The following is a 19,768-nucleotide window of genomic DNA, read 5'->3' as shown; positions in this document are numbered from 1 at the left end:
GTCATTTTTGACGTACAGGCTCGGGGGCAGGCCGGGAGGGGGCCGCGTTAGAGGCTAGAATTCCAACAGGACACCGTACTGTGAATGGTTACTAAGGAGGGAAGCCCTCACGCGTAGGTCTTCAGATTTTGTTCAGTACAGCCGCACGACTTGCCATCACCAGGCAGCGCCTGCTGTATTAGCCGTCACAGGCGGGAGTCGGGTTTTGTACAGATAGCTGAATGCCGTAGCATCTGCCAAGGTGGCGTGGGTTGGATGGGTATGATTTACTTGAACGCTTAGAGAGGATTGCTTCCAAAGGAGCGGATGTGTCGCACAAAGAAAATCGCAAAGTGAGCGGCGACGAAAGGTGGACAGTTCTTCTCTATTGTGCGATTGCGCTTTTGGCTGTTGGAGGCATTGGCGTCTATTTTCCGCTCGTGATGGACAGATCAGTCAGTTCAGAGTCGCTGGCGACCTACGCTCTTGCGACATTAGCCCCATTCGCCGCTGATATTTTTCTTCCTGAAAACTACTGGAAGAGGATATCGCGATTTCAAAGGATGAGAATTTGCGCGCTGTGTGTTTCTGGAGGCTTGTTTGCGGCGATCGCTCTATTTCGTAATGAGAAACCTAATGCAATGGTTTGGGCGCTTCTGGGCACCGGCGTTGTTTTATATTTATCCTACCGTGTGTGTATTCTCTCAGGTCGATTTCAACCAGAAAATCCTCCAATGACTGAAGATGGAGGAGCGAATCCTCAAGTTAGTAAACTTTCTGGTGGAGGACTGATTTAATGAGTATTCTGGATAAACGTAGCATCATTCGTCCCGCTATCCGTATTGAGCAGCCGTTAGGAACCTTTTTCGCCTTTTCCTTGCGCGCTGATCTCCTGAATGAGATTACTTATTCTTTGCCTGCCGAGATCAGGGGGCGATTAGACGAAGAGCAGGCTGATTCGAAGGGGGGGTATTCAATTTTTGGCTCCCAGCGAGTAGAAAAAAAGACTCGGCTTCAAGAAATCGCGTCATTCATCCAGACAACCGACGCGACGTTTCCGAATGCGATTATTCTTGCGGCTAACTATTCGAAAGACGGGCTTTATGTAGAGGATGAATCTCAGCAATGGAAAGTTGAAGATCGAGGCGAAGGCTTTTGGGCGCTATCAATACCTCTTGATGCTCTTTCTCACGCATCTATTATCGACGGTCAGCACAGGCTTCATGCGTTTCAACATCTTCCGAAGTCCGCGCCTCAGCGTGAAATGGAATTGTTATGTGTTGTTTTCTTAGAGTTACCTACACCATTCCATGCCTACGTCTTTGCGACTATAAATTTTAATCAAAAAAAGGTAGATAGAGGTCTGGCGTACGAATTGTTTGGGTTTGATGTTGATGAACGTCCCGTAAGCCTTTGGTCGCCAGAGACGCTCGCTGTTTATTTAACTCGACTTCTCAACACAGATGCAACCTCGCCCTTTTATGAGTCTATTTTTTCAACCGCAGACACTACGGCTTTGCTTGCAACTAAAAAAGATGCTCGTGGTTCAGTCGGTGTGTCAGTGGCCACCATTGTCGACGGTGTTCTTCGGCTTATCTCTAAGAATCCTCAAGAAGATAGAAACACAGTTAGGAAGTCCGATAATAAAAATCTAGGCAGAAAAGCGCTCGCAGGGTACTCGGACTTACCATTAAGAACTCTCTACCTTGAGGGGAATGATAAAGGTATCTATGAGATTGTATGTAATTTTTTTCATGCAGTCACCAGTACTATTTGGAAAGGGGCAGGAGAAGGATCTTATCTGAGAAAAACAGTAGGAGTTCAAGCGCTGTTTGACGTTTTACGAATCCTTACGATGAGGCGCCCAATTTCGGCTGGAAATTTTTCAATAGAAGCGCTTACTCGGCTGCTAGAGCCATGCGCAGGAATGGATTTGAATGGCGATAAATATCAAGCGTCGGGAATTGGTCGCTCTGAAATTCGTAGAGATTTAGTGAATGGTCTAGGGCTTTAAGTAATCAATATGGTTTTTTTCTCTAGTTGGTTAAATGCTGTGGTTAGTGGCAGTCGGTGGAGGTTGAACCTAAACTAAAGTATTATTAATACTATGCTCGGGGTTGGGGACTTATACGTATTTATAGTCTTGCGGGAGGCGTAATTATTTTTGTGGGGTAGTCACTGTCACTATGTCAGGTCTCTATGAAACGGTCTAGAGTTCCTCCTCTGTCTTAATCGTTAAGAAAGGGTTGTTCACTGGGAGAGGTGAAATCAGAAGTTCAGGTTTTGTTAAGAGATATCCTTTGAGCTTTGTCTTTCTTCTCGGTCCTTTAACTTGGCAACACCAAATGTTCAAACCGCTTTTTCGCTTCCTATGTAAGTTTAACTGTTCAAATCGCTTCTGGATCCAGCGCCACTCCTCGCTGCCCGCGTTTGCACCCGAGGCAATGCCCGGAAACTCCTGAGCATAACGCTGAAAAATCCCTGGTGTGACTAGGAGTAACGTGCCGTCAACGATGTGCACCTTGGCCTTGCTGTCATTGATGATCAGCTTGTGACTCTGGATGCCTTCCTTGACCCAATTCAGAAATGCCTGACCAGGGTTATCCGAAGAAGTATTTGATATTTCCAGAGTGCCTGCTGACGATGTGTCACTGACCTCAGGCTCTTCCAGCTCGAACATATCCAGCAACGTTCCGAGATAGTCGGCATCTTCCATCGCCAGCGGGGCAGGCGGCGAGTGACTCTGAGTTGGTCCTGTACTGCCAGCTTCGGAGGTGGATGGTGATGCTGGTGCTGGTGCTGTTGTCGGCTGGATTTCAGCATCCACATTCACCGTTCCGCTGAAAGCCTCGGGCCGGTGTTCGCTCCCCCAAATCAACGCCGGTGGAAGGCGCAGAAAGGTAAAGCTCTGCTGCCAGCTTCCCTGGACGACGAGCGCGGTCCAGATAGCTTTGCCTTCCGGGGTGGACTCGACCAGTCCATGCGATTGCAGTTCGTCGAACACGGCGATGTTGGATGAAGGAATACCTTCAATCGATTGCGACAGCAGGTAAGCTCGCAGCTTATCCGTGACCGTCTTGCTGACGAGCCATAGGGCGTCCTGGGTCAGCCAGCCCGCGGCACCCGGCTGGTTGAGTTTCAGCTCGTGCTGAACCAGGTGACGCAGTCCGCTGATCAAGTGATGTTGCAGCGAATGGATCGGAGCCTGCAGCGCCTTGCTTGGGTTGCCGCCGATGTTTTGCGCGGTGGAGACGCGGTCTGCTTGAATCACCAGTTCTCCCAACACGCCGGCGCGCTCGTATTGGCCGGCCAAGACATACAGCAGGCTGGCCCAGAGTGAAGGAAACCCATTGAGCCAGTCGAGGATGGAGCGGTCGAGAATCTGGGTGTAGAGCAAACCCGCAGCGGCGCCGTGCAGGTGGTAGTCGCGATCTTTGACATAGCGAAAACGGTAGGGCTGATCCAGGGGACCGTGCCAAGGATGCCAAGGACGGCCATCCTGGCGTTCGACCTGCAGGTCCACGGCGATCTTGCCTATATCATGCAGCAGGGCGCCATAAGCAATACCCGCCGACCAGGCATCGGTCTGGGCGGCTTGATCTTCGGGCGCGGCGCCGGTGGGAAGTAGATACGACTGACGCAGTTTCAAACTGCAAGCGACCAGCTCTAGGCCATGGTCGAGCATACCGCCGAGATACGCATGGTGGTGTGTCTCGCTGGCTGGAAGTTGCTGGACCTGTTGGGCGTAGCGATGGATCGGGTTTAAATAGAGCTGGGTGAATTGCGCTTGAGAGAGGGCGGTGTACTGCCAAATCCGATCGAGCAACTGACGGCGGTGCTCCGCAGCTAACAAACTGAGGGCCGACTCGACGGGCAGGTAACCTTCGGCGACGCTCACGCTCACGGTCGGTGGCGGAGTGGGCTTCTGCCTTTTGTGGCGAAACAGATTGAGCATCGTGACCTCCGGGAAGTGGCTGGGTCAGTGGCCTTTTAGCCTTTTCGGATAGGGCTCTTACCCTTGACTCCCCATTCCTTTCCAACCCTTACCCGTCCTTTTGGCTCGTGTCCCTTTGTGCGGCAATCGGATTATCGATACTGCTACACGTCAGTTTGTTGGGGGGGCTGGTATGGAAAAGACAAGAGTCGGTACACTGCGATGCCTATTTTTTGGGTCTTGCCATGAACCTCACTGACGCCACGCTCGTGCTGCTGCTCGCGGCACGTATCCATGGGACCGACGAAGCCGTCCGGGCCTCGGCGAAGAGCGTGGTCAAGAAGTTGCCGCGCAGTAAACGCGATCTAATCTACAAGGTGATCGACAGCCGGAGTCCGCTTGAACTGGTGGATTTTCTGGCGCAGAACCTGGATGCGGAATGATAGGCTGCGGGTGTGCGCCCATCCCTGACCCTTTGCATCAGAGCCCCGCGGCATGGGTTTTCTGGGGGTGTCAGAAAAAAGGGCCCAACTCGCGTTGGGCCCTGTGATGCGATTGCAGCGGTGAGGTAACGATCAAACTCCATCGTTCATGCATCGTGAGTCATCCATTACCATCTGCTTCAGTTGCTGCTCCAGGTTGAGCACATACTCCGACGCGCTTCGGGCGTGACCACTGGCGCGAAAGATCGCGCGTTTGTCAGCCTTGAGCAGGCTGAGCCAGGAGTCGATGTAGCCCTCGTGTCGCAACTCTCCCTGTATACCGGCGTAGGCACATAAAAAAGCGGCACCCATTTCGGCGATCAGCTCCTCAAATGCATAGCCTGGCGAGCCGAATGGACAAGGAGACTTCACGCCCTCGCGCTGCAATCGAGAGTGGTGTCCGGTCCAGTGCGTCAGCTCGTGGAGTGCGGTGGCGTAGTACCCACCTTCGTCGTGAAATTGTGCTTTTGTCGGCAGCTGGATGAGATCCCTGATCGGGTGGTAAAAGGCTTCGTCGGCAGGCCGAAGAATGATGTGTGCGCCTGAACTTAACAGCAGCTTTTCCGCAACGCTGTTGGCCTGGAAGGGATCACTCTGTTCCGTCTCGAGCTCGGTTTCATTGAGCGCTTCGAGCCCCTCCGTTTGCTCGATGTTGAACAGAAAATGTGTCCTGAGAATACCGAAGTGAGCGACCTTGGGCTGACCGTTTTCATCGAGTACGGGTTGGCCTGACTCGGTCTGTTCCTCGCGCTCCATCGGCTTGTAGAGCACCGCCAGGGTGCTGTGCTCACCCTTACGAATGTGCCCACCGGCGTTTTTGGCCTGGTTGAAGGTCAGCCAACGATCTTGAGTGAACCCCTGCAACCTGGCCTCGGCCCAGAGCAGCGGCAAATTGATGCCTGAATACGGACGTCGTGTGATGGCGTTGATGGGGTAGGGTTGATGGCCGATGTAAGTGGAGCCACTTGAGGACCAGGGTTTGATCCAGGGAGCAACGCCTTGGTCTAACGCGGTAACGATCTTGTCAGTCACGTCTTGGTAGATATCGCGCATGGCAATTTCCTCGAGAGAAAAACGGAGGAACGCCTTGCCCGTCGGGGGAGGGTTCCCCGGTTGGGTGATGGGTTGGATTGATGCAGGTCTTGCATGCCGTCCGAATGTGGAGGTGGGCACCGCCCATTGCGCTTAGCGCTGGTGTTCTCCTGCAAGCGCTATCAGCAAGACGTCCGGCTGACCCGGCTCTTGGAGCAGGCTGAGACTCAATTGCAGCAACGGGTCGTGGTCTAAGTGATCGATTGATTCAATGTAGATTACCTCGAACAGCACGTAGGGCTTGTGTGGATAGGCCAGGTGGGCTTCGAAGGCTGCGCGCAATACGTGGCTCAACCGATCGACCTGCAGCTTCTCAGCGTGATCGGAGTGTTCGAGCAGTACTGCGCGTTGCCACGCGCCAGGGGTGAATACGATGGGCAACCGAAGGGGGTTCAGTGTTTCCGGTGTAAGTGAGTCGGGCATGGTATGTCTCCGTGGAAAACGCGAAGAAACCTGTCCCGAGGGGGAAAGAATTTCCCCGCAGTGGGTTGAAGAAAATCAAGAGGGCTTATCTCACGAGCAGCGCTCGAAAGGCGCTCAGGAGAGCAGTAGGCGTTCATCACCGTAGCAACGGTCACCGTGCGAGCCACCGAACGCTCATCGCACTTGGGGAGAACTATCACCGGGGTGACGTAGCCTTGAAGGTTCTGGCTACCTGGGAAAGTGCTGTCGATAACAGCGATCCGTACCTTGTATTTAACCGAGCAATTTGTGCGGGTCAATCACATCGGCGATACCATTCCAATGGTCTTGTCTGCTGGCTTCCAGAGCGATAATTTTGGCCCAATTAATTGATGAACGGTCAAGTGCAGGCTTGCGTTGAGCTGACACCACCGCGCCCCTGAAGAGGCTGTCCTGCGATCGCTCCTGACCGTGTTTGACCGATATGTGCTGGTCAGCCTGAATGCGAAAATGCGCGTATATCTGCAAGAATAAAAAGCCCCTCGTTGGAGGGGCTATAAACGGATTTCCCGTCAGGACATCGATCAGGATATGACACAGGTAACTGCCTTGATCAGCATTCAGTATGTTGTGGCAAGATTGCTGGTCGTTATCGAATGCCCGTTTTTGGTTTCAATACTTCCAAGTAAAGGTGCGTGTCGGTCGCGTGAATGATCAAGTCATCACCTGTCTCCAATAGCTCGGTCAGCAGGTCATCATTGACGTCCAAGTACTCGCTAAAGTCGTCTCCTCCTAATTCGCTGATGGCGACGTTCCACCATTGCTCGAACTCATCGAGGTCCGGGTTGCAGCCAATCGCATAAACAAGGACCTTGCGACTGCCGTTGGGAGTTGTCTCGCCGACTTCGGACATGAGGTACACCCCATGATCCTTGACCAGAATGATTCGACAATCGTTTGCTAGGGCTTCGGACAAGACGGCCCGTAGTTCAACGCCAGCAAATTGCAGCATGATTGATATCTCCGTTGACAGTGCGGAGAAACCTGTCCCCGTGCGGGAAAAATTTCCCCGCGGCGGGTTGACGAAAACAAGAAGGTTTGCCTGGCGAGCAGCGCTCGAACGGCGCTCAGGAGAGTAGTAGGCGTTCATCACCGTAGCAACGGTCATCGTGCGAGCCACCGAACGCTCATCGCACTTGGGGAGAGCCACCACCGAAGTGACGTAGCCTTGAAGACTCTGGCTACCTGGGCAGGAGCTGTCGATAACAGCGATCCGTACCTTGTATTTAACCGGTCGATTTATCTGGGGCAATCACTGTAGAAACGTTGTTTCACGGAGCTTGTCTTCTGGCTTCCAATGAAGATTTTTCAGCCGGGGAAACTGATAAGCGGTCAGGCACGGACCGTTTTCAGTAGTAGGCTATTACTCTTGTCTCAACCATGAAAACGCTCAGAAGAGGGCGAGACCATGCCGATTCAGCAACCTGTTCAGAGTTCACGTGCCCACCGCTGGGCGTATGCCTGTGGTCTGTCGGTGAAGCGTGGTTACCGTAAACTGAAAACGTTTGAATCCCGTGTGGTTGAGCATGTGGAGACCGCAGGTATGCCCGCAGGTAAATTTCTTGTTCGCGGGAGTTTTTTGATTGCCAAACTGGCAATGATCGGAGGGCTGCTCTTTATCGGCTTCTGGCTGGTCGCTTCTGTTGTTGTGGTGATCGCTGTGATTGCCCTTCTGCAGTCCAAGGCGGTCATTGAGACGGATCTTGAAGATGACAATCCAGGTCCTGACTACCTTGGGGCTAACTCCTATCTTGGCAACTACGATGACAATGGCCACTACATAGGTCATTTCAAATCATCTGATGACGTCAGATAACCTTCTTCGTAGCACCCATCAACTGATCTGTTCCTTTACCCGCTGCACCATGCGCGGCTTTGCTTGCACCACCTAGCATCCCCTCAAGGCTGTTGCCGATTGAGTAGCCAGCCCAGCTCATGGCGACCAAAAACAGTCCAGGCAGCACCAAGAACATTGCCCCCATCACGTACTCGATCACCTGTGCCGTGACCGTCCCCTCCATAAACCCGGATGTTGGCAGCGACAACAGCACCTGATTGGAAGCCGAAACCTGATTGTATAGGGTATCGAGCATACTGGAGTCGACCCAGCGGGCCAACTCCCACCAGAAGGTCAGCATGTGCAGCGTGAACAGCGCGAACGTCACCGTCATGACGGTCTTCAATTGGTAGGTACTGACCAGCAAGATCAACGGTAAGCTGATGATGACGCCCATGATCAGGAAAGCCTGCACCATCGGCAGAGCCGCGCGTAGCGCATTCATCGCCGGGAAGTTGCTGAAGGAACCCAGTGCCAGCCCGGTATTGGTGGTCAGGTTATTGAGCCCCTGATTGATCGACCCGCCGCGGGCACTGGAGCCATAGTCCTGGTACACCTGTCCGGGCGACATGGACATCGATTGCTGGCGCGGGCTGACCAGCTCACGCAGGGTGGCATCCTCGATCTCGTTGCTCGAACGACCAGTCAACCAACCTTTCAGCTGAGTCAGCAGCGAAGGATCGACCTGCTCGATCAAGCGCTCACGCAACCCGACACCGCTATCGCTCCACCACTGCTTGCAGGTGGGATAGCCCGCGCCATTCTCCAGCCGCGGCAAGGAAACATCGCGGCTTTCGTCATATGGCCAGCTGACTCGTGGTGTGCGTGAACGATCCGTATCGTAGTAGCCGGGCGTGTCGAGAAAATAGCTTGAGCCGATCCAGGAGGCGTCATGACTTTGTGCCTTGTCCAACTGCGGACGGTTGGTGAATAGCCGAGAACGGGAATAGCCATAGCAGTCGCGGGTGAAGTCGGCGACTTCCTGCAGCAGTACCTGGCTATCGATGCGCGAACTGTCGATCTCCATGCGCATCTGCCGGATATCCGGTGCGCAAGGGATGGAGGCGGTGGCCGCTGCGGTCACACCTTTGCTCAAGGCATGCACCAGAAACCACCAGATCGGTACGTTGGCGGAGCGTTCGCCGATAGTATTGAAGGTCGTCCCCCAGGCGGTTTCCGCCGGCTTGGCCACACTCACACCGCAGCGCTGACTCGCCGCATCATCGAACGCCATTGACGTGAGGCTCAACGGAAAGACCGGCGCGCAGCCGAACAATACGACGATGTAGGCCAGCCACAACCGGTTCTCGATCCGCGGTACCGACAATAGTCCCTTGTTGCCTTCATCTGCGCCTTGCTGACGGGCCGACAGCCATTCTTGCAAGATGATTGCACCAAAGGGCGCGGCGAACAGTCCGGTGTCGGACAGGACACTCCAGAGGCCGTTGTTGATGATCCAGGCCAGTAGAGAGAGGTAAAATTCCAGGTAACTGTTGGTGCTCATGAGCATGGTGGTGACCTCACAGTCGGATGAGTTCGACGACGGTCAAGAGCACGAGCCCTAATGCTCCGAGGCGTTTCACGCGCAGCCGATCCGGTGGTCGATGGCGGTAGCGCCGAAGCAGATCCACCCACAGCGCAAAGAGGGCGCCGTAGAGCAGGGCGCGCCACCATCGCAGATAAGGTCGTGCGGATTCGAATGCCTGCTGCCAGGCCTCGACACTACCCAGCGCAGTGCGGCCGATCCAGGCGACCAGTGCGGCGCTCAGGATCATCACCGCGGCAATCACCAGACTCGAAAGCAAAGTGAACAGCCGTGAGCGTTTCATGGCTCACTTGTGCCTGGCGTCAGCGTCATTGAGTCGACCGGGCTCGGGGTCGCCTTGCTCGACGGTATGCGAAGCATCGGCACCACCGGCATGCCGGTCGAGCACCAAGCTGGCGGTATTGGTGGCGAGCATCTGCCGGACCTGCAGCTCGGTTTGTAGCAGGCGTATTTCACGCTCCAGGGCGTCGATGTTTTTCGTCAAGGCGGTCTGGGCCGGCTCGGCGGAAGCGATGTTCGGTTCGTGACTGCCCGCCAGCAACGTGCGCAGTAGCAGCAGTGCCTTGTCGAGCACGCTGGACAGGGCCGCCTCACTGGCCAGGCGCCGCGCCAAGAGTTCCTGATCGGGATCGTCGCGCAGGGCTTCAACCACGCCACGGGTCACCGGCAGCATCGGGCTGGAAGCTTTCGCCAGGTTGTCAGGGGTAGGCGGCAGCGAGCCGGACAGCAACCCTTGCAAGGCCTTGAGGCGTTCGCTGTAGGCCTCCTGGATCAGCGGCGTCAATCCGCTGCCAGCGGTAGCACGCAGGGTTTCACAGGTGTCGCAGGTCGCGACTTCGCTCTCGCCCAACACCCGAACGGCCCAGTCGGACTCCTCTTGGGGCGAAGCCCAGGTCTGACAAATAGCCCCTCCCAGGCAATCACTGCTACTGATCGAGGCACTGTCATCCACCGTCCGGTTATGCAGCAGGTTATAGCCTGCGCGGACCACGTCGGCGGTCACCCGAATGGGCGTCTGTCCGTTACCTCCTGCCTTCGAACCGCCGACCCAGGACACCCCGTTGTTGCCGTTATGGGTCTCGGTGTTTTTCACCGCGGCCACTGCATCACCGCCGGTGTGCTCCAGATTGCTCTGCATCTCCTGGTTTTTGGCCAGCGCACCCCAGCCGGCTTGACCGACCTTGTCGGCCATCTTCTCGGCCATGGCTTGACAGGTCAGCTTGGAACGATCGAAGTCGATGCGGCCCTGCATCACCCCGTTACTCAGTAGCTCATAGAGACCGGGGTTGGCGCGCTGGATGATCAACGCCGGCAGCGACATCACCGCTTGGGTCGCGTTTTGTACGACGCTGCCCATGATCTGCTGGAAACCTTCGGTGGCACCGTTCAGCTGGTTTTGCAGGGTATTGGTGAGGCTCATGTTGCCGCACATCATGTTCGCTCGCCAGGACCCACCGACACTGAGACCGCTGGGTCGGTAGAACGAACTCGGTGAGCCGACTGCCGAGCCGCCACCGAGGGTGTACATCACCCGGTCGTCGAGCACTTCGCCTTGAGTACCCAGGCGGTAATCGCCCTCGGTGGCGGGGGCATGCGTGGCCATGCAGAGCAACAGACTCATCACGCCCAAGGAGGGTCGCGCGCGAAGCTGACTCATGAAGCACCGCCTTCGAAATCGATGCTGAACAGGAAGGTCTGTCCTTCGCGTTTGCAGCAGCTATAGGGACGCCACAGCGACCAGGCATAGCCGCCATCCGCGCTCTGGATTGGACCGCTGGGGAAGATGGCGCACGTCGGCTGAACCTGGGGGGAGAGCAATTGCCATTTGTGAGTCGAAGCGTCGTTTTCAATGATCGGGCCAGGCGGCCAGTAGCCGTCGCGTTTGGCGGGCGTGAGCGGTACATACACATGCGGTTGCCCGTTACGGGTGATTACATCGCCGGTCCGTTGCGCCATGACTGCGGCCGCCTTGAAGTCGTCAGGCTGTACCAGAAAGCCCTGACGGGGATAGACGCTGCCCCACATGTTTCCCGAAGCTTGACGACCGATTTCACGGATCCCCGGCATGAGCGACTCGGGGTAGAAACTTTCTGGGATGCCATGGCGCCAGGCCAGTGAATCCAGGGTGCTCAGGTAGTAGGGCATGAACGCAGTCGCACCGCTGGCGCAGGCATAGCCGGCTTGCGAAGCCAGTTGCGTGGCGGCCCAGCCACCGGGGTGGCCAATGCCATCGACGTTCTTGAAACGGGGCAGGTTGTCACGGTGGGTGTTCGGCGTGATCAGGTTGCCGCCACCTTCCGCACCGCTGATGGGAGAAGAGAGGGTGGCCATTTCGATCCAGGGGTTGTTGCCAGTGGTGGCGTAGCTCGAGACCACCAGTTCAGGAATGAAATGACGCACCTTGGTCGACGTTTTGACTGTGCAGCCGAAGGGCGTGCAGAGCAGCCAGAAACAAATACCGGCGACCCTGTAGGCGAGGCAATTTGGCGAAAGAACAGAGGCGGTGATGCTGCTGGTATCCAGCGCCATGCTTGGGCCGCACGCCAGCAGGATGCTCAGCGCCAAGGGCCGAAGCTTTGGGGGCGTGATTGAAGAGCAGGCAGCAGGCATGATCCAGGCTCAATTAGGTAAATAGCCAGGTCAGGTTCGGTTTCGGGCGGGAGACTGTCAGTAGATAAAATGAAGTTGGGTGTATCGATTTTGTGAGGCGTGAGACTATTATTTGACGTGAAGGAAGCTGCGCAACATATCGGGTTCCGTAAGTAGCTGATCCGTGGTGATTTCGAGAATATTGGCGAGTTTGCACAGGACCAACAGCGACGGATTGCCCGTGCATCGTTCGATCTGACTGACGTAGGTGCGATCCACCTCGGCCATGAGCGCAAGTTGCTCTTGGGTCAGGTTTTTCACGCGTCTCATCCAGCGGATGTTTTCCGACAGATGCAGACGAAGCTGTTCGTAGTCTTGAGTCATGCGCGCAAATTGCGCCTTGAGGGACTCTCAATCCACGGGATATAGTCTACATTGACATTGATCTAGGCCATTTGATGCTCATGCCTGTTATCGAGCGTTCATTTGGTTTCGTTAAGATTTTCGAAGCTGGGCCCAGCGTCTAACAATAAATCAGAAATCCAGGGTGCGTATGAACGAAAACTACCTTTCAATTCCCGCTGCGGATGGTTGTCCAAGTCTTTTGACACCTTGGGGCAGCGAGTTTGCCCCGATGATCGAACGTGGCGTGCAATGCGCTCAGGCTTGGCTTGATACGCCCGGCGAGATTCCACTGTGGTGGGCGTTGGCGCAAACCCGCAAGACCTTTCCAGTCGGTGACTGCCAAGATGCTTTTGAAGCTGGATTCCTGTTGAGGATTCAGCAGCGGCTGAGCAGTGCCCCCCAGCCCAATCAAAGCTGAGAAAAACGACGTTTAAGACGCGTTCATACACATGGCTTGAACGGCTCCCGATGTTCAGCAAGCGTTTCGGCTGCTCACGCCCCAATACCAGTGCTCGGAGAGTTGGTATTGGGTCATCGCTACCAGCGTCTAGTTCACCGCATCTTTCAGCGATTTACCGGCCTTGAAGCTGGGCGTCTTGGCCGTTGCGATCTTGATGGTGGCCCCAGTCTGAGGGTTACGGCCGTCGCGTGCCGCACGTGCTTTTACCGCGAAGGTGCCAAAACCAACCAAGGTGACGTTCTCACCGCTTTGCAACGAAGTGGATATGATAGTTGTGAGGGCTTCCAGTGCGCGCCCGGCAGTGGACTTCGGGAGGTCAGCGGAGCTCGCTATGGCCTCGATCAGATCGTTTTTATTCATGTGTGACTCCTTCCGCTGGCTGGGTGTTGACGAGTAATCTACTCAGATAATTCTTCGATATCCACTACAAAACCGCTCTCCAGCCTTCTACGGATGTAACGCTATTTGGGCTTAAAATCGGGTAGCTATGCCCCGATTCCACGGGCTTGGTCAATGCGCGCAGCTATCTGGAAAGCCGCTTCCAACTCCGAGCAACCGTTCTCCAGCATCAACCTCCAGCGGTCAGCTTTTTCCTCGGGCTCCGTCATGGCCAAGGCGAGATAGAGGCTGGGTGGTACGGCTCGAAACAGCGTTTCGAGTTTTTTCGACAGCACGACCCCCTCGGTGAATTTGCCCGGTTCCTTGCTGGCGGAGAGCAACAAGGCTTTCTGTGCCGGCGTGAGTTTCTTGAAGCGTGCGATTTCTTCGATTTCCGCGGGCGGCATGTTCAAACAAATCCACCATTCGATCATGTTGAGCATGGTCTGCGCAGCAGTGGGAAAGTCGGCAAGGTTTTGCGTCGCTAGCCAGAACCAAGCGCCGAGCTTGCGCCACATCTTCGTCCCCTTGACCACGAAGGGCGCCAGCAGTGGGTTTTTGGTGATGATATGGCCCTCGTCGGTGACCATGAGGATCGGTCGGCCCAGGTATTGGTCGCGCTCGGCGAGGTTGTTCACGGTGTTCATCAGGCTGATGTAGCTAATGGACATCTGTGCCTCATAGCCTTCGCGAGCGTAAGTGGCCAGATCGACAATGGTCACATCGCTCTCGGGCCAAGGCGTGCCCTCGCGATCGAACAGTTCACCCTCGAATCCCTGGCAAAACAGGTCGATGGACTCACCCATTTCCTGGGCGCGCTCACGACGCTTCTCGGGCAGATATTGGTCGGCGGCGACGCGCAGCAAGGCGTCGCGCACGTCGCGGGTCAGCACCTGACGGCCCGCGGTGACGCAGGTCTGCGCCGCATCGAGAATGCACTCGCGGATCAGGCTGCGATCCGCTCGACTCAGGCGCGCCTCTTCCTTGGCCTCGCCGCCGGTGATCATCAACCGGGCGGTGATTTCCAATTCGCCAAGCACATCGCGCTGGTCTTCGCGACTGGCTACCGCCTCATCGTCCAGCTCATCGATCGACAGACTCGCTACCTGATCCGGCTGCTCGACCAGGCGCCAGGCATCGGCAAAGAGCGCGAGGCTGACCGAGGCACCCGGTTTTAATTGGACCTTGTTGACCGACAGGCCCTGTGTCGCGAAGTAGTCGCCCTGCAAACCGAAGGAGTTGCCGGCCTCGACGATAAACAGGCGAGGGCGATACACCGCCATGACCTGCATCAGCAGGGTGACCAAGGTGGCCGACTTGCCGGCGCCGGTGGGACCGAGTAACAGCAGATGGCCGTTCATGGCTCGGTCCAGGCGTGACAACGGATCAAAGCTCAACGGCGAACCGCCGCGGTTGAACAGGGTGATGCCCGGGTGGCCGGTGCCGGTGCTGCGGCCCCACACCGGAACCAGGTTCGCCAGGTGCTGGGCGAACATCAGCCGCGTGTACCAGTTGCGCGTGTCGCGGGCCGGGTTGTAAGCCATCGGTAGCCAACGCAGGTAACTGTTGCAGGCGGCGACTTCATCGCCTTCGCGTACCGGTTGCAGCCCCGTACCCAGCAGCGCGTTGGCCAGGCTGACCGAGCGCTGGTGCAATTGCTGCTCATCGTGACCGCGCACGTAAAATGCCAGGGTGCCCCGGTACAGCTTGTGCTGGCGGCCGATGATCGCGCGAGCCTCTTCGACATCCTGACGGGTCTGGGTCGAGGCCAGGTTTTCACCGATGGCCTTGCGGGCCAGGCGGTTCAACTGCTCCTCAAGTATATCCTGCGGTTTGACCACCAAGGTCAGACTCATCACCGTACCTTCGGGTAACTGGTCGAACAGTGCGTTCACCGCATCGCCCTTATGGGTTTCGCCGGTGAGTTGGCCAATCAAGGGTGCCCGCCGCAGTTTGTCCACCACCATCACCCGGTGGGGCTGATCGTCGAAAAACCAGAGTCCGCATTGCACATCCGAGCGCGGTTCGTTGAAGAACAGCCGCTCGGCAAAGTCGTGATCGAAGGGCAGTTCCAGCGACTCGCCATCGCCTGGCTCCGGATAGACTACGCGGCGGTAGAAATCCTCGGGTGCTTCATCGGTGAGCGTGGGGGCCGGATTGAACCAGGGCACTAACCAGGCATATAGGCCTCGGCCATCGACTCGTGTCGATTGAACCCCGCACGCCTGCAACGAAGCACCGATACGTTCGCAAGCCTGTTGCAGGGATTGCACCGGGCTGAGTCCCGTCTCCTCATCGCCAGACCCGAGCCAGCGATAAACCACCAGGCGCACCCGGCGGTTGTTGCCACGCCAGGGCAGGCGCGTCACCACCTTGTCCTCAAACAGCCCACCCGGCTTGGCGATGGCCTTCAGATGACGGCGGCTGAGTTGCAAATACGCCTCGGTGAAGACGGTGCCTCGCGCGCTGTCCTGAATATAGCCAGTGAGCCGATTGAGGTAGGGGGAGAAGTCGTTGTCATCCTGGCAGAAAAACTGCGCCACCCAAGGCGCTTGATCCCGCTCGTCAAAGCTATCCTGCAGGGCATCCTCGAGTGCATCGCGGGCCGCCATCAACCAATCGGGTTCGCGCCCTTCGGTGCCGATGGGCAGCAACTCGAACACCGCACCCACCGAGCGATTGTCATCGAGCAGAAAACACTGCTCGGTGTCGAGGTACTCGACCCAAGGCAGGTGATCGGTGAAGCTGGGGTTGTGCGCGTAGAGTGCAGCTTCATCGGCCAAGGTCGCGCGCGGGCGCAATGGGTTGCGCCAGTCTTTCCACGCGGGAGCGTGGTTACCCGAATCGCCGGCACGCACTACAAGTCTTCCTGACGTTCACCCGGCAATGCGTACTGCACCCGTTGGTAAAACGGAAAGACTGTCGAGTAACCCGGAACTGGTGCCTGCTCGGTACCACTCAAATGCGGATACACGTACAGCACTAGATCGGGATTGGGCAAGCGAGGGAACAGGTTGCGGATCTCGTTCACTGCTGTGCGAGTGTACGGTTCCTGGAGAGCAACGGAGAAATCTGCTTGAGCCAAAGGGCGGCGCAACTGCTGCCGAGCCTCCAGCAGTTGCTGCTGAGTGCCTTGCGAACCGGCGCCGTTCCAGATATCCAGCATGGTTTGCTCGCCATGGGGCAGCAGCGTGTCTTTGTCGGTGGAACACCCCGTCAGGACCCAGCACAACAAGCTAATCCAGGTCAGGCAGAGAAGCATGGTCTTTTTCATGGCGAACGCTCCGGCCCTTGGGCTCGTAGTCGATGGTGATCTCATGGTCGAGGTGCAGTGCGACCTGCGCTGCAGGTGGTACGTACACGGCAGCAAAGGCTTCGCCATACAGTTTGTTCACCCACTCGCGGACATCACTGACCCCGCCACTGAGGATCGAACTCAGTGCATTGTTGCCCGTGCTGCTGGTGACCCCGAGCGTAGTGCCGCCTGCGTTGATCACGCTGCTGTTGTTCCGCTCATTCCCGAGCAGGGCGGCGACACCGGCACCGGCGGCAGTGATCAGGCTCTGGCTGCCGAGGTATTGCTGGGCGTTCGAGCGGCGCCCGCCAGCGATGCAAGGAATGCCATACGGATCGGACAGGTAACCGAGCCCGCCACGGATCTTGTCGGTGTTCGAGCTCTGGGTGGTGGAGGCAGTGCGGCTGGCTACCGCCTTCGGCTGAGGCACCGTGCGGATGGTGCCATCGGTAAACACAAAGGTAATTGACTCGACCTGTCCGCGTACGCAGGACAGCGTCCAGTCACCGGACGCTGTGCCGCTCATCACGGCACCCGCGACGTCTGGCAGGTCGATGCCGTTGGCAGTCAGGTTCTCCGGACCAACCAGTACCTTGAAGGGATAGGGATCATTCACGGTGCCGTCCACCGGGACTCGGCCGATCAGCGCAGTCATGGCGACCGAGCCCATCAATGTCGCGTTTTCGGGAATGGTGTAGACCGGTCTCGCGCCTTCGGCACGATCGACGGATTGCGCCAGGTCGCGCTTATTGTTGGTGACCGCACCTAGCGGCTTCTGGCTGCGATCATTCGCGTTATCGTTCAAGCCTTCCAGTGAGTTGAAGGCGGTAGGCAGACTCAGTGCGGAAGAGATCTTGGTTTTGCCTCGGGCGTTGGTGGGCGGAGCATCCGAGGGCTCAATCCACTGCAGCGCATCATTGGCAGAATGCTGCCCGTCGAACTGAGCCCCGTCGCCCGGCTCAAGCCCCAATCCTATTGGCATATCCTTGCCTTTGCCGGTCAGCCCCGACAACTGGCCCTGCAATTGCGTCAGCAGACCGCGAGCCTGACGACTGTCTTGTTCCGCTTTGAGCCGGGCCTCGTTGGCTTGTCGGCGACCTTCGTCGACCTGCTGGGTCACGCTGCCAAGCGCCGTCTGGATACGCGAATCGACACTGTTTTCCCGCTCGCGCAGGCGGTTGTTTTCCGTCAACAACGAATCGTTGTGCTTCTTCAAACCGAGCATGTCGCTGCGCATGGCCTTCACTTGGCCGACCAAGGTGGCGACCGTATCGCGTGGGGTATCGCCAGCAATGCCGAGCGACTTGGCTTGCTCGGCGGATAATTGAAGATTGCCCTGATCAACTGGGTGCTCTGGAGAAGGCGTGCTGCCACCCGGGACCCAGGTTTTCAGGATGATCAGCACCACGGCCAGCAGCGCAGCCGGTACCAGCCATTTGAGCAGGGCGTTAGCTTTCATCGTCAGCCCCTCGCGCAACGGGCGGCAGCAGCACGGCTTTCTCGAGGCCGGCACCGCGAGTGACGAGGTAGGCGAGCGTGGTGTCTTCAGCGCTGCCGACAGGCCCGAGGAACGCATGCTGGAAGGCCGCGGCGAACAGGGTGGCCTGAATCTGACGCGGATCGAGTTGCACAGTCCCTGAACCACGATTGCGCAACTTCACTGCCGTCACCCAATAATCACCGAGTCGCCAGGCGGCGATAGGTGTGCTGGAAACGTTTTCGGTCGGCAACAGGGTCGGCAGTTCGGTGCGCAGCTTGAGCGGTACGCGGCGTACGCCGGGTAGGGATTCTACGGTGCGCAGCGGCGCGTACAGGCTCTGTGCGGCATAGCGCGTCAAAGCGACCGGGATCGGTGTACGTTCTGGAACAGGTACGGTACTCGATTCAGTCTCGGTAGCTTGCACCGGAACATTCTTGAGAATACGCACGGGCTCCAGTGGTTGATCACCAGGAGTGGCCGCGATATCCAGCAGGATAATCTCGCCCGTCGCGACCGATTGCAGTTGCAGGCGAGTCGGGGCAATGGCTTCCGACGCGCGCAGGTACAGCGTGCCGCCGGTGGACTGCACGCGCAGCTTGTCCGTCAGGGTTGAGGGCACGCCGACTCGAACATCCTCATCGACAAAGACCACCCGCTCCTGATTGATCACCAGCGGGACCGCGAGGGGGAGGCGTTCCCAACGCATCAACTCGACGGCCTGCGCTGCAGCTCCCCATAGCATCAGTGCGATGGTGAGCCCCAGAGTAGACATCCGCGTCATGACTCACCTCCAGGCAGGGAGATTTTTTGCGGCGTGCCCTGATAACAGTCCAGTGCCAGGCCCCACTTGTTGCGTTCGGGGTCCAGATCAAAACGCACCACGCGTAATGGATAACGCACCACCACCCGTTTCACCGGTTCGGCGGCGTAATATTCATCGGCATTGAGGTCGAGCTTGACCAGCCAGCTGTCGCGGTCGAGTTGCTTGACCCTGAGTTCCGGATCCTCACTGTAACCTCGACCCAGAATTTCGTAGACGCCACGCACCCGCTGGCGCAGTTCGCCGGCGGCCTTGCGGTACTCGTAGTCGCCGTCGAGGAAGGCCTTGCAGGCGGGTGTCAGGTAGGACTGCAAACTATAGATAGCGCGGCGATAATCCTGCTCGCCATCCGAGGGCCAACGGTTGAGCTGACCGAAGATGTACAGGGCAAAGGCATAGACATTCTCTGAGGGGATATCCCACCACTTGCGCGTGCTGCCCGAGCGCAGATCCGGGGGGACATGCACGGTCAGATCGGTCGGTGCCGAGCGCCAGCCGTACCAGAGTCCGGCACAGAGCAGGGTCAGGATCATTACCGCCAGGCGCAGACTGAAGATATGGGCCTGTTGGGCATCCACCTTGTTCCGAAATCGGCTCATGGCTGCCACCGGGACAGGGCAGGACGCAGTCGACGCGAACGGCGAACCGTCCAGGCGCCGGAGTGGACGATCAGACTGCCGCGCCCCAGGCGCCAACGGCTGGCCAGTACCCATTCGAGCTTGCGGTACAGCCAGGTCTCGGGGCGGGCTCGTTTGGCCCGCCGCAGTAGCGTGCCACCGGCCGATAGCACCACCGTCATGCCCGCGATCATGCCGGTCGGCGCCACTGCAATGGAGGCAGTGGTGATCGCCAGAGGAACGCCTGACAGCAGACCAATGACGGCGCCGGTGCCGAGCGCTACCCACATCTCATCATTGGTCAAGCCGCGCAACACGGCGGGATCACGGTTGAGTCGCTCCGGCAGAAAGACCAAGGTGCCGTCGGCAAGACGTTCGATAGTGTCGTTCAT

The 19,768-nt window shown here is 57.3% G+C and carries 21 protein-coding genes; 5 read left to right on the top strand and 16 right to left on the bottom strand.

The genetic code is table 11. From position 1 onward, the window contains the following. Positions 1 to 251: 251 nt before the first annotated feature. Both KBP52_RS09665 and KBP52_RS09660 read left to right on the top strand, forming a co-directional pair. Complete coding sequence (locus KBP52_RS09665) at positions 252 to 776, top strand: hypothetical protein (protein WP_212622651.1); 525 nt, start codon at positions 252 to 254, stop codon at positions 774 to 776. Then, positions 776 to 1,993 (top strand): DNA phosphorothioation-associated DGQHR protein 1, encoded by a 1,218-nt coding sequence (locus KBP52_RS09660; RefSeq protein ID WP_150760988.1) that lies wholly within the window; start codon positions 776 to 778, stop codon positions 1,991 to 1,993. Before KBP52_RS09665 ends, KBP52_RS09660 begins: the two co-directional genes overlap by 1 nt. Positions 1,994 to 2,188: 195 nt before the next feature. Here the strand turns inward: KBP52_RS09660 and mobH are convergent, their stop codons facing one another. Then, positions 2,189 to 3,934, bottom strand: a complete 1,746-nt coding sequence (gene mobH, locus KBP52_RS09655) for a MobH family relaxase (RefSeq protein WP_212622650.1) — start codon at positions 3,932 to 3,934, stop codon at positions 2,189 to 2,191. Positions 3,935 to 4,158: 224 nt separating this feature from the next. Here mobH and KBP52_RS09650 point away from each other — a divergent pair, with 224 nt between their 5' ends. Then, positions 4,159 to 4,356: a hypothetical protein gene (locus KBP52_RS09650; protein ID WP_007901093.1), complete on the top strand. Its 198-nt coding sequence runs from the start codon at positions 4,159 to 4,161 to the stop codon at positions 4,354 to 4,356. Between the two features lie 132 nt (positions 4,357 to 4,488). On the opposite strand, the gene KBP52_RS09645 is transcribed toward KBP52_RS09650, so the two are convergent. From KBP52_RS09645 to KBP52_RS09635, 3 genes are all read right to left on the bottom strand, one after another. Continuing rightward, the gene (locus KBP52_RS09645) at positions 4,489 to 5,448 is read right to left on the bottom strand and encodes a zincin-like metallopeptidase domain-containing protein (RefSeq protein ID WP_150760990.1); all 960 of its coding nucleotides are present in this window, start codon (positions 5,446 to 5,448) and stop codon (positions 4,489 to 4,491) included. 132 nt (positions 5,449 to 5,580) lie between these two features. Continuing rightward, positions 5,581 to 5,910 (bottom strand): hypothetical protein, encoded by a 330-nt coding sequence (locus KBP52_RS09640; RefSeq protein WP_212622649.1) that lies wholly within the window; start codon positions 5,908 to 5,910, stop codon positions 5,581 to 5,583. Between the two features lie 628 nt (positions 5,911 to 6,538). Further along, positions 6,539 to 6,901, bottom strand: coding sequence for a DUF3085 domain-containing protein (locus KBP52_RS09635; RefSeq protein ID WP_191632525.1), 363 nt, complete (start codon positions 6,899 to 6,901; stop codon positions 6,539 to 6,541). A 456-nt stretch (positions 6,902 to 7,357) separates the two neighbouring features. Between KBP52_RS09635 and KBP52_RS09630 the strand changes: the two genes are divergently transcribed. After that, positions 7,358 to 7,765: a DUF3742 family protein gene (locus KBP52_RS09630; RefSeq protein WP_150760992.1), complete on the top strand. Its 408-nt coding sequence runs from the start codon at positions 7,358 to 7,360 to the stop codon at positions 7,763 to 7,765. Here the strand turns inward: KBP52_RS09630 and KBP52_RS09625 are convergent. The 5 genes from KBP52_RS09625 to KBP52_RS09605 all read right to left on the bottom strand — a co-directional run bounded on the left by KBP52_RS09625 (position 7,758) and on the right by KBP52_RS09605 (position 12,305). Beyond that, the gene (locus KBP52_RS09625) at positions 7,758 to 9,296 is read right to left on the bottom strand and encodes a conjugal transfer protein TraG N-terminal domain-containing protein (protein ID WP_150760993.1); all 1,539 of its coding nucleotides are present in this window, start codon (positions 9,294 to 9,296) and stop codon (positions 7,758 to 7,760) included. The two genes, KBP52_RS09630 and KBP52_RS09625, sit on opposite strands and share 8 nt — an antisense overlap. A gap of 10 nt (positions 9,297 to 9,306) precedes the next feature. Further along, positions 9,307 to 9,615, bottom strand: a complete 309-nt coding sequence (locus KBP52_RS09620) for a hypothetical protein (protein WP_150760994.1) — start codon at positions 9,613 to 9,615, stop codon at positions 9,307 to 9,309. 3 nt (positions 9,616 to 9,618) lie between these two features. After that, positions 9,619 to 10,989, bottom strand: a complete 1,371-nt coding sequence (locus KBP52_RS09615) for an integrating conjugative element protein (RefSeq protein WP_150760995.1) — start codon at positions 10,987 to 10,989, stop codon at positions 9,619 to 9,621. Continuing rightward, positions 10,986 to 11,942, bottom strand: a complete 957-nt coding sequence (locus KBP52_RS09610; protein WP_122318589.1) for a TIGR03756 family integrating conjugative element protein — start codon at positions 11,940 to 11,942, stop codon at positions 10,986 to 10,988. Before KBP52_RS09610 ends, KBP52_RS09615 begins: the two co-directional genes overlap by 4 nt. Before the next feature lie 108 nt (positions 11,943 to 12,050). Then, entirely contained in the window at positions 12,051 to 12,305 is a 255-nt protein-coding gene (locus KBP52_RS09605; RefSeq protein ID WP_122318590.1) for a helix-turn-helix transcriptional regulator, read from the bottom strand. Between the two features lie 169 nt (positions 12,306 to 12,474). Between KBP52_RS09605 and KBP52_RS09600 the strand changes: the two genes are divergently transcribed. Next, complete coding sequence (locus tag KBP52_RS09600; RefSeq protein ID WP_122318591.1) at positions 12,475 to 12,744, top strand: LasR-specific antiactivator QslA; 270 nt, start codon at positions 12,475 to 12,477, stop codon at positions 12,742 to 12,744. Between the two features lie 129 nt (positions 12,745 to 12,873). Here the strand turns inward: KBP52_RS09600 and KBP52_RS09595 are convergent, their stop codons facing one another. The 7 genes from KBP52_RS09595 to KBP52_RS09565 form a co-directional block, all read right to left on the bottom strand. Beyond that, the gene (locus KBP52_RS09595) at positions 12,874 to 13,146 is read right to left on the bottom strand and encodes an HU family DNA-binding protein (protein ID WP_122318592.1); all 273 of its coding nucleotides are present in this window, start codon (positions 13,144 to 13,146) and stop codon (positions 12,874 to 12,876) included. A gap of 125 nt (positions 13,147 to 13,271) precedes the next feature. After that, positions 13,272 to 16,022, bottom strand: coding sequence for a conjugative transfer ATPase (locus KBP52_RS09590; RefSeq protein WP_212622648.1), 2,751 nt, complete (start codon positions 16,020 to 16,022; stop codon positions 13,272 to 13,274). After that, positions 16,022 to 16,438 (bottom strand): TIGR03751 family conjugal transfer lipoprotein, encoded by a 417-nt coding sequence (locus tag KBP52_RS09585; RefSeq protein WP_012723189.1) that lies wholly within the window; start codon positions 16,436 to 16,438, stop codon positions 16,022 to 16,024. Before KBP52_RS09585 ends, KBP52_RS09590 begins: the two co-directional genes overlap by 1 nt. Further along, a complete protein-coding gene (locus KBP52_RS09580; RefSeq protein WP_012723190.1) occupies positions 16,401 to 17,918 on the bottom strand; it encodes a TIGR03752 family integrating conjugative element protein in 1,518 nt (505 codons plus the stop codon). Before KBP52_RS09580 ends, KBP52_RS09585 begins: the two co-directional genes overlap by 38 nt. Then, positions 17,908 to 18,720 (bottom strand): TIGR03749 family integrating conjugative element protein, encoded by an 813-nt coding sequence (locus KBP52_RS09575; RefSeq protein ID WP_012723191.1) that lies wholly within the window; start codon positions 18,718 to 18,720, stop codon positions 17,908 to 17,910. The genes KBP52_RS09580 and KBP52_RS09575 overlap by 11 nt, the downstream gene beginning before the upstream one ends. Further along, positions 18,717 to 19,358, bottom strand: a complete 642-nt coding sequence (locus KBP52_RS09570; RefSeq protein ID WP_043205068.1) for a PFL_4703 family integrating conjugative element protein — start codon at positions 19,356 to 19,358, stop codon at positions 18,717 to 18,719. Before KBP52_RS09570 ends, KBP52_RS09575 begins: the two co-directional genes overlap by 4 nt. Continuing rightward, complete coding sequence (locus KBP52_RS09565) at positions 19,355 to 19,768, bottom strand: TIGR03750 family conjugal transfer protein (protein WP_012723193.1); 414 nt, start codon at positions 19,766 to 19,768, stop codon at positions 19,355 to 19,357. The genes KBP52_RS09570 and KBP52_RS09565 overlap by 4 nt, the downstream gene beginning before the upstream one ends.

The sequence above is a fragment of the Pseudomonas sp. SCA2728.1_7 genome (genome assembly GCF_018138145.1).
Lineage (GTDB): Bacteria > Pseudomonadota > Gammaproteobacteria > Pseudomonadales > Pseudomonadaceae > Aquipseudomonas > Aquipseudomonas koreensis_A.
This window is presented reverse-complemented; position numbering and strand designations above follow the sequence as displayed.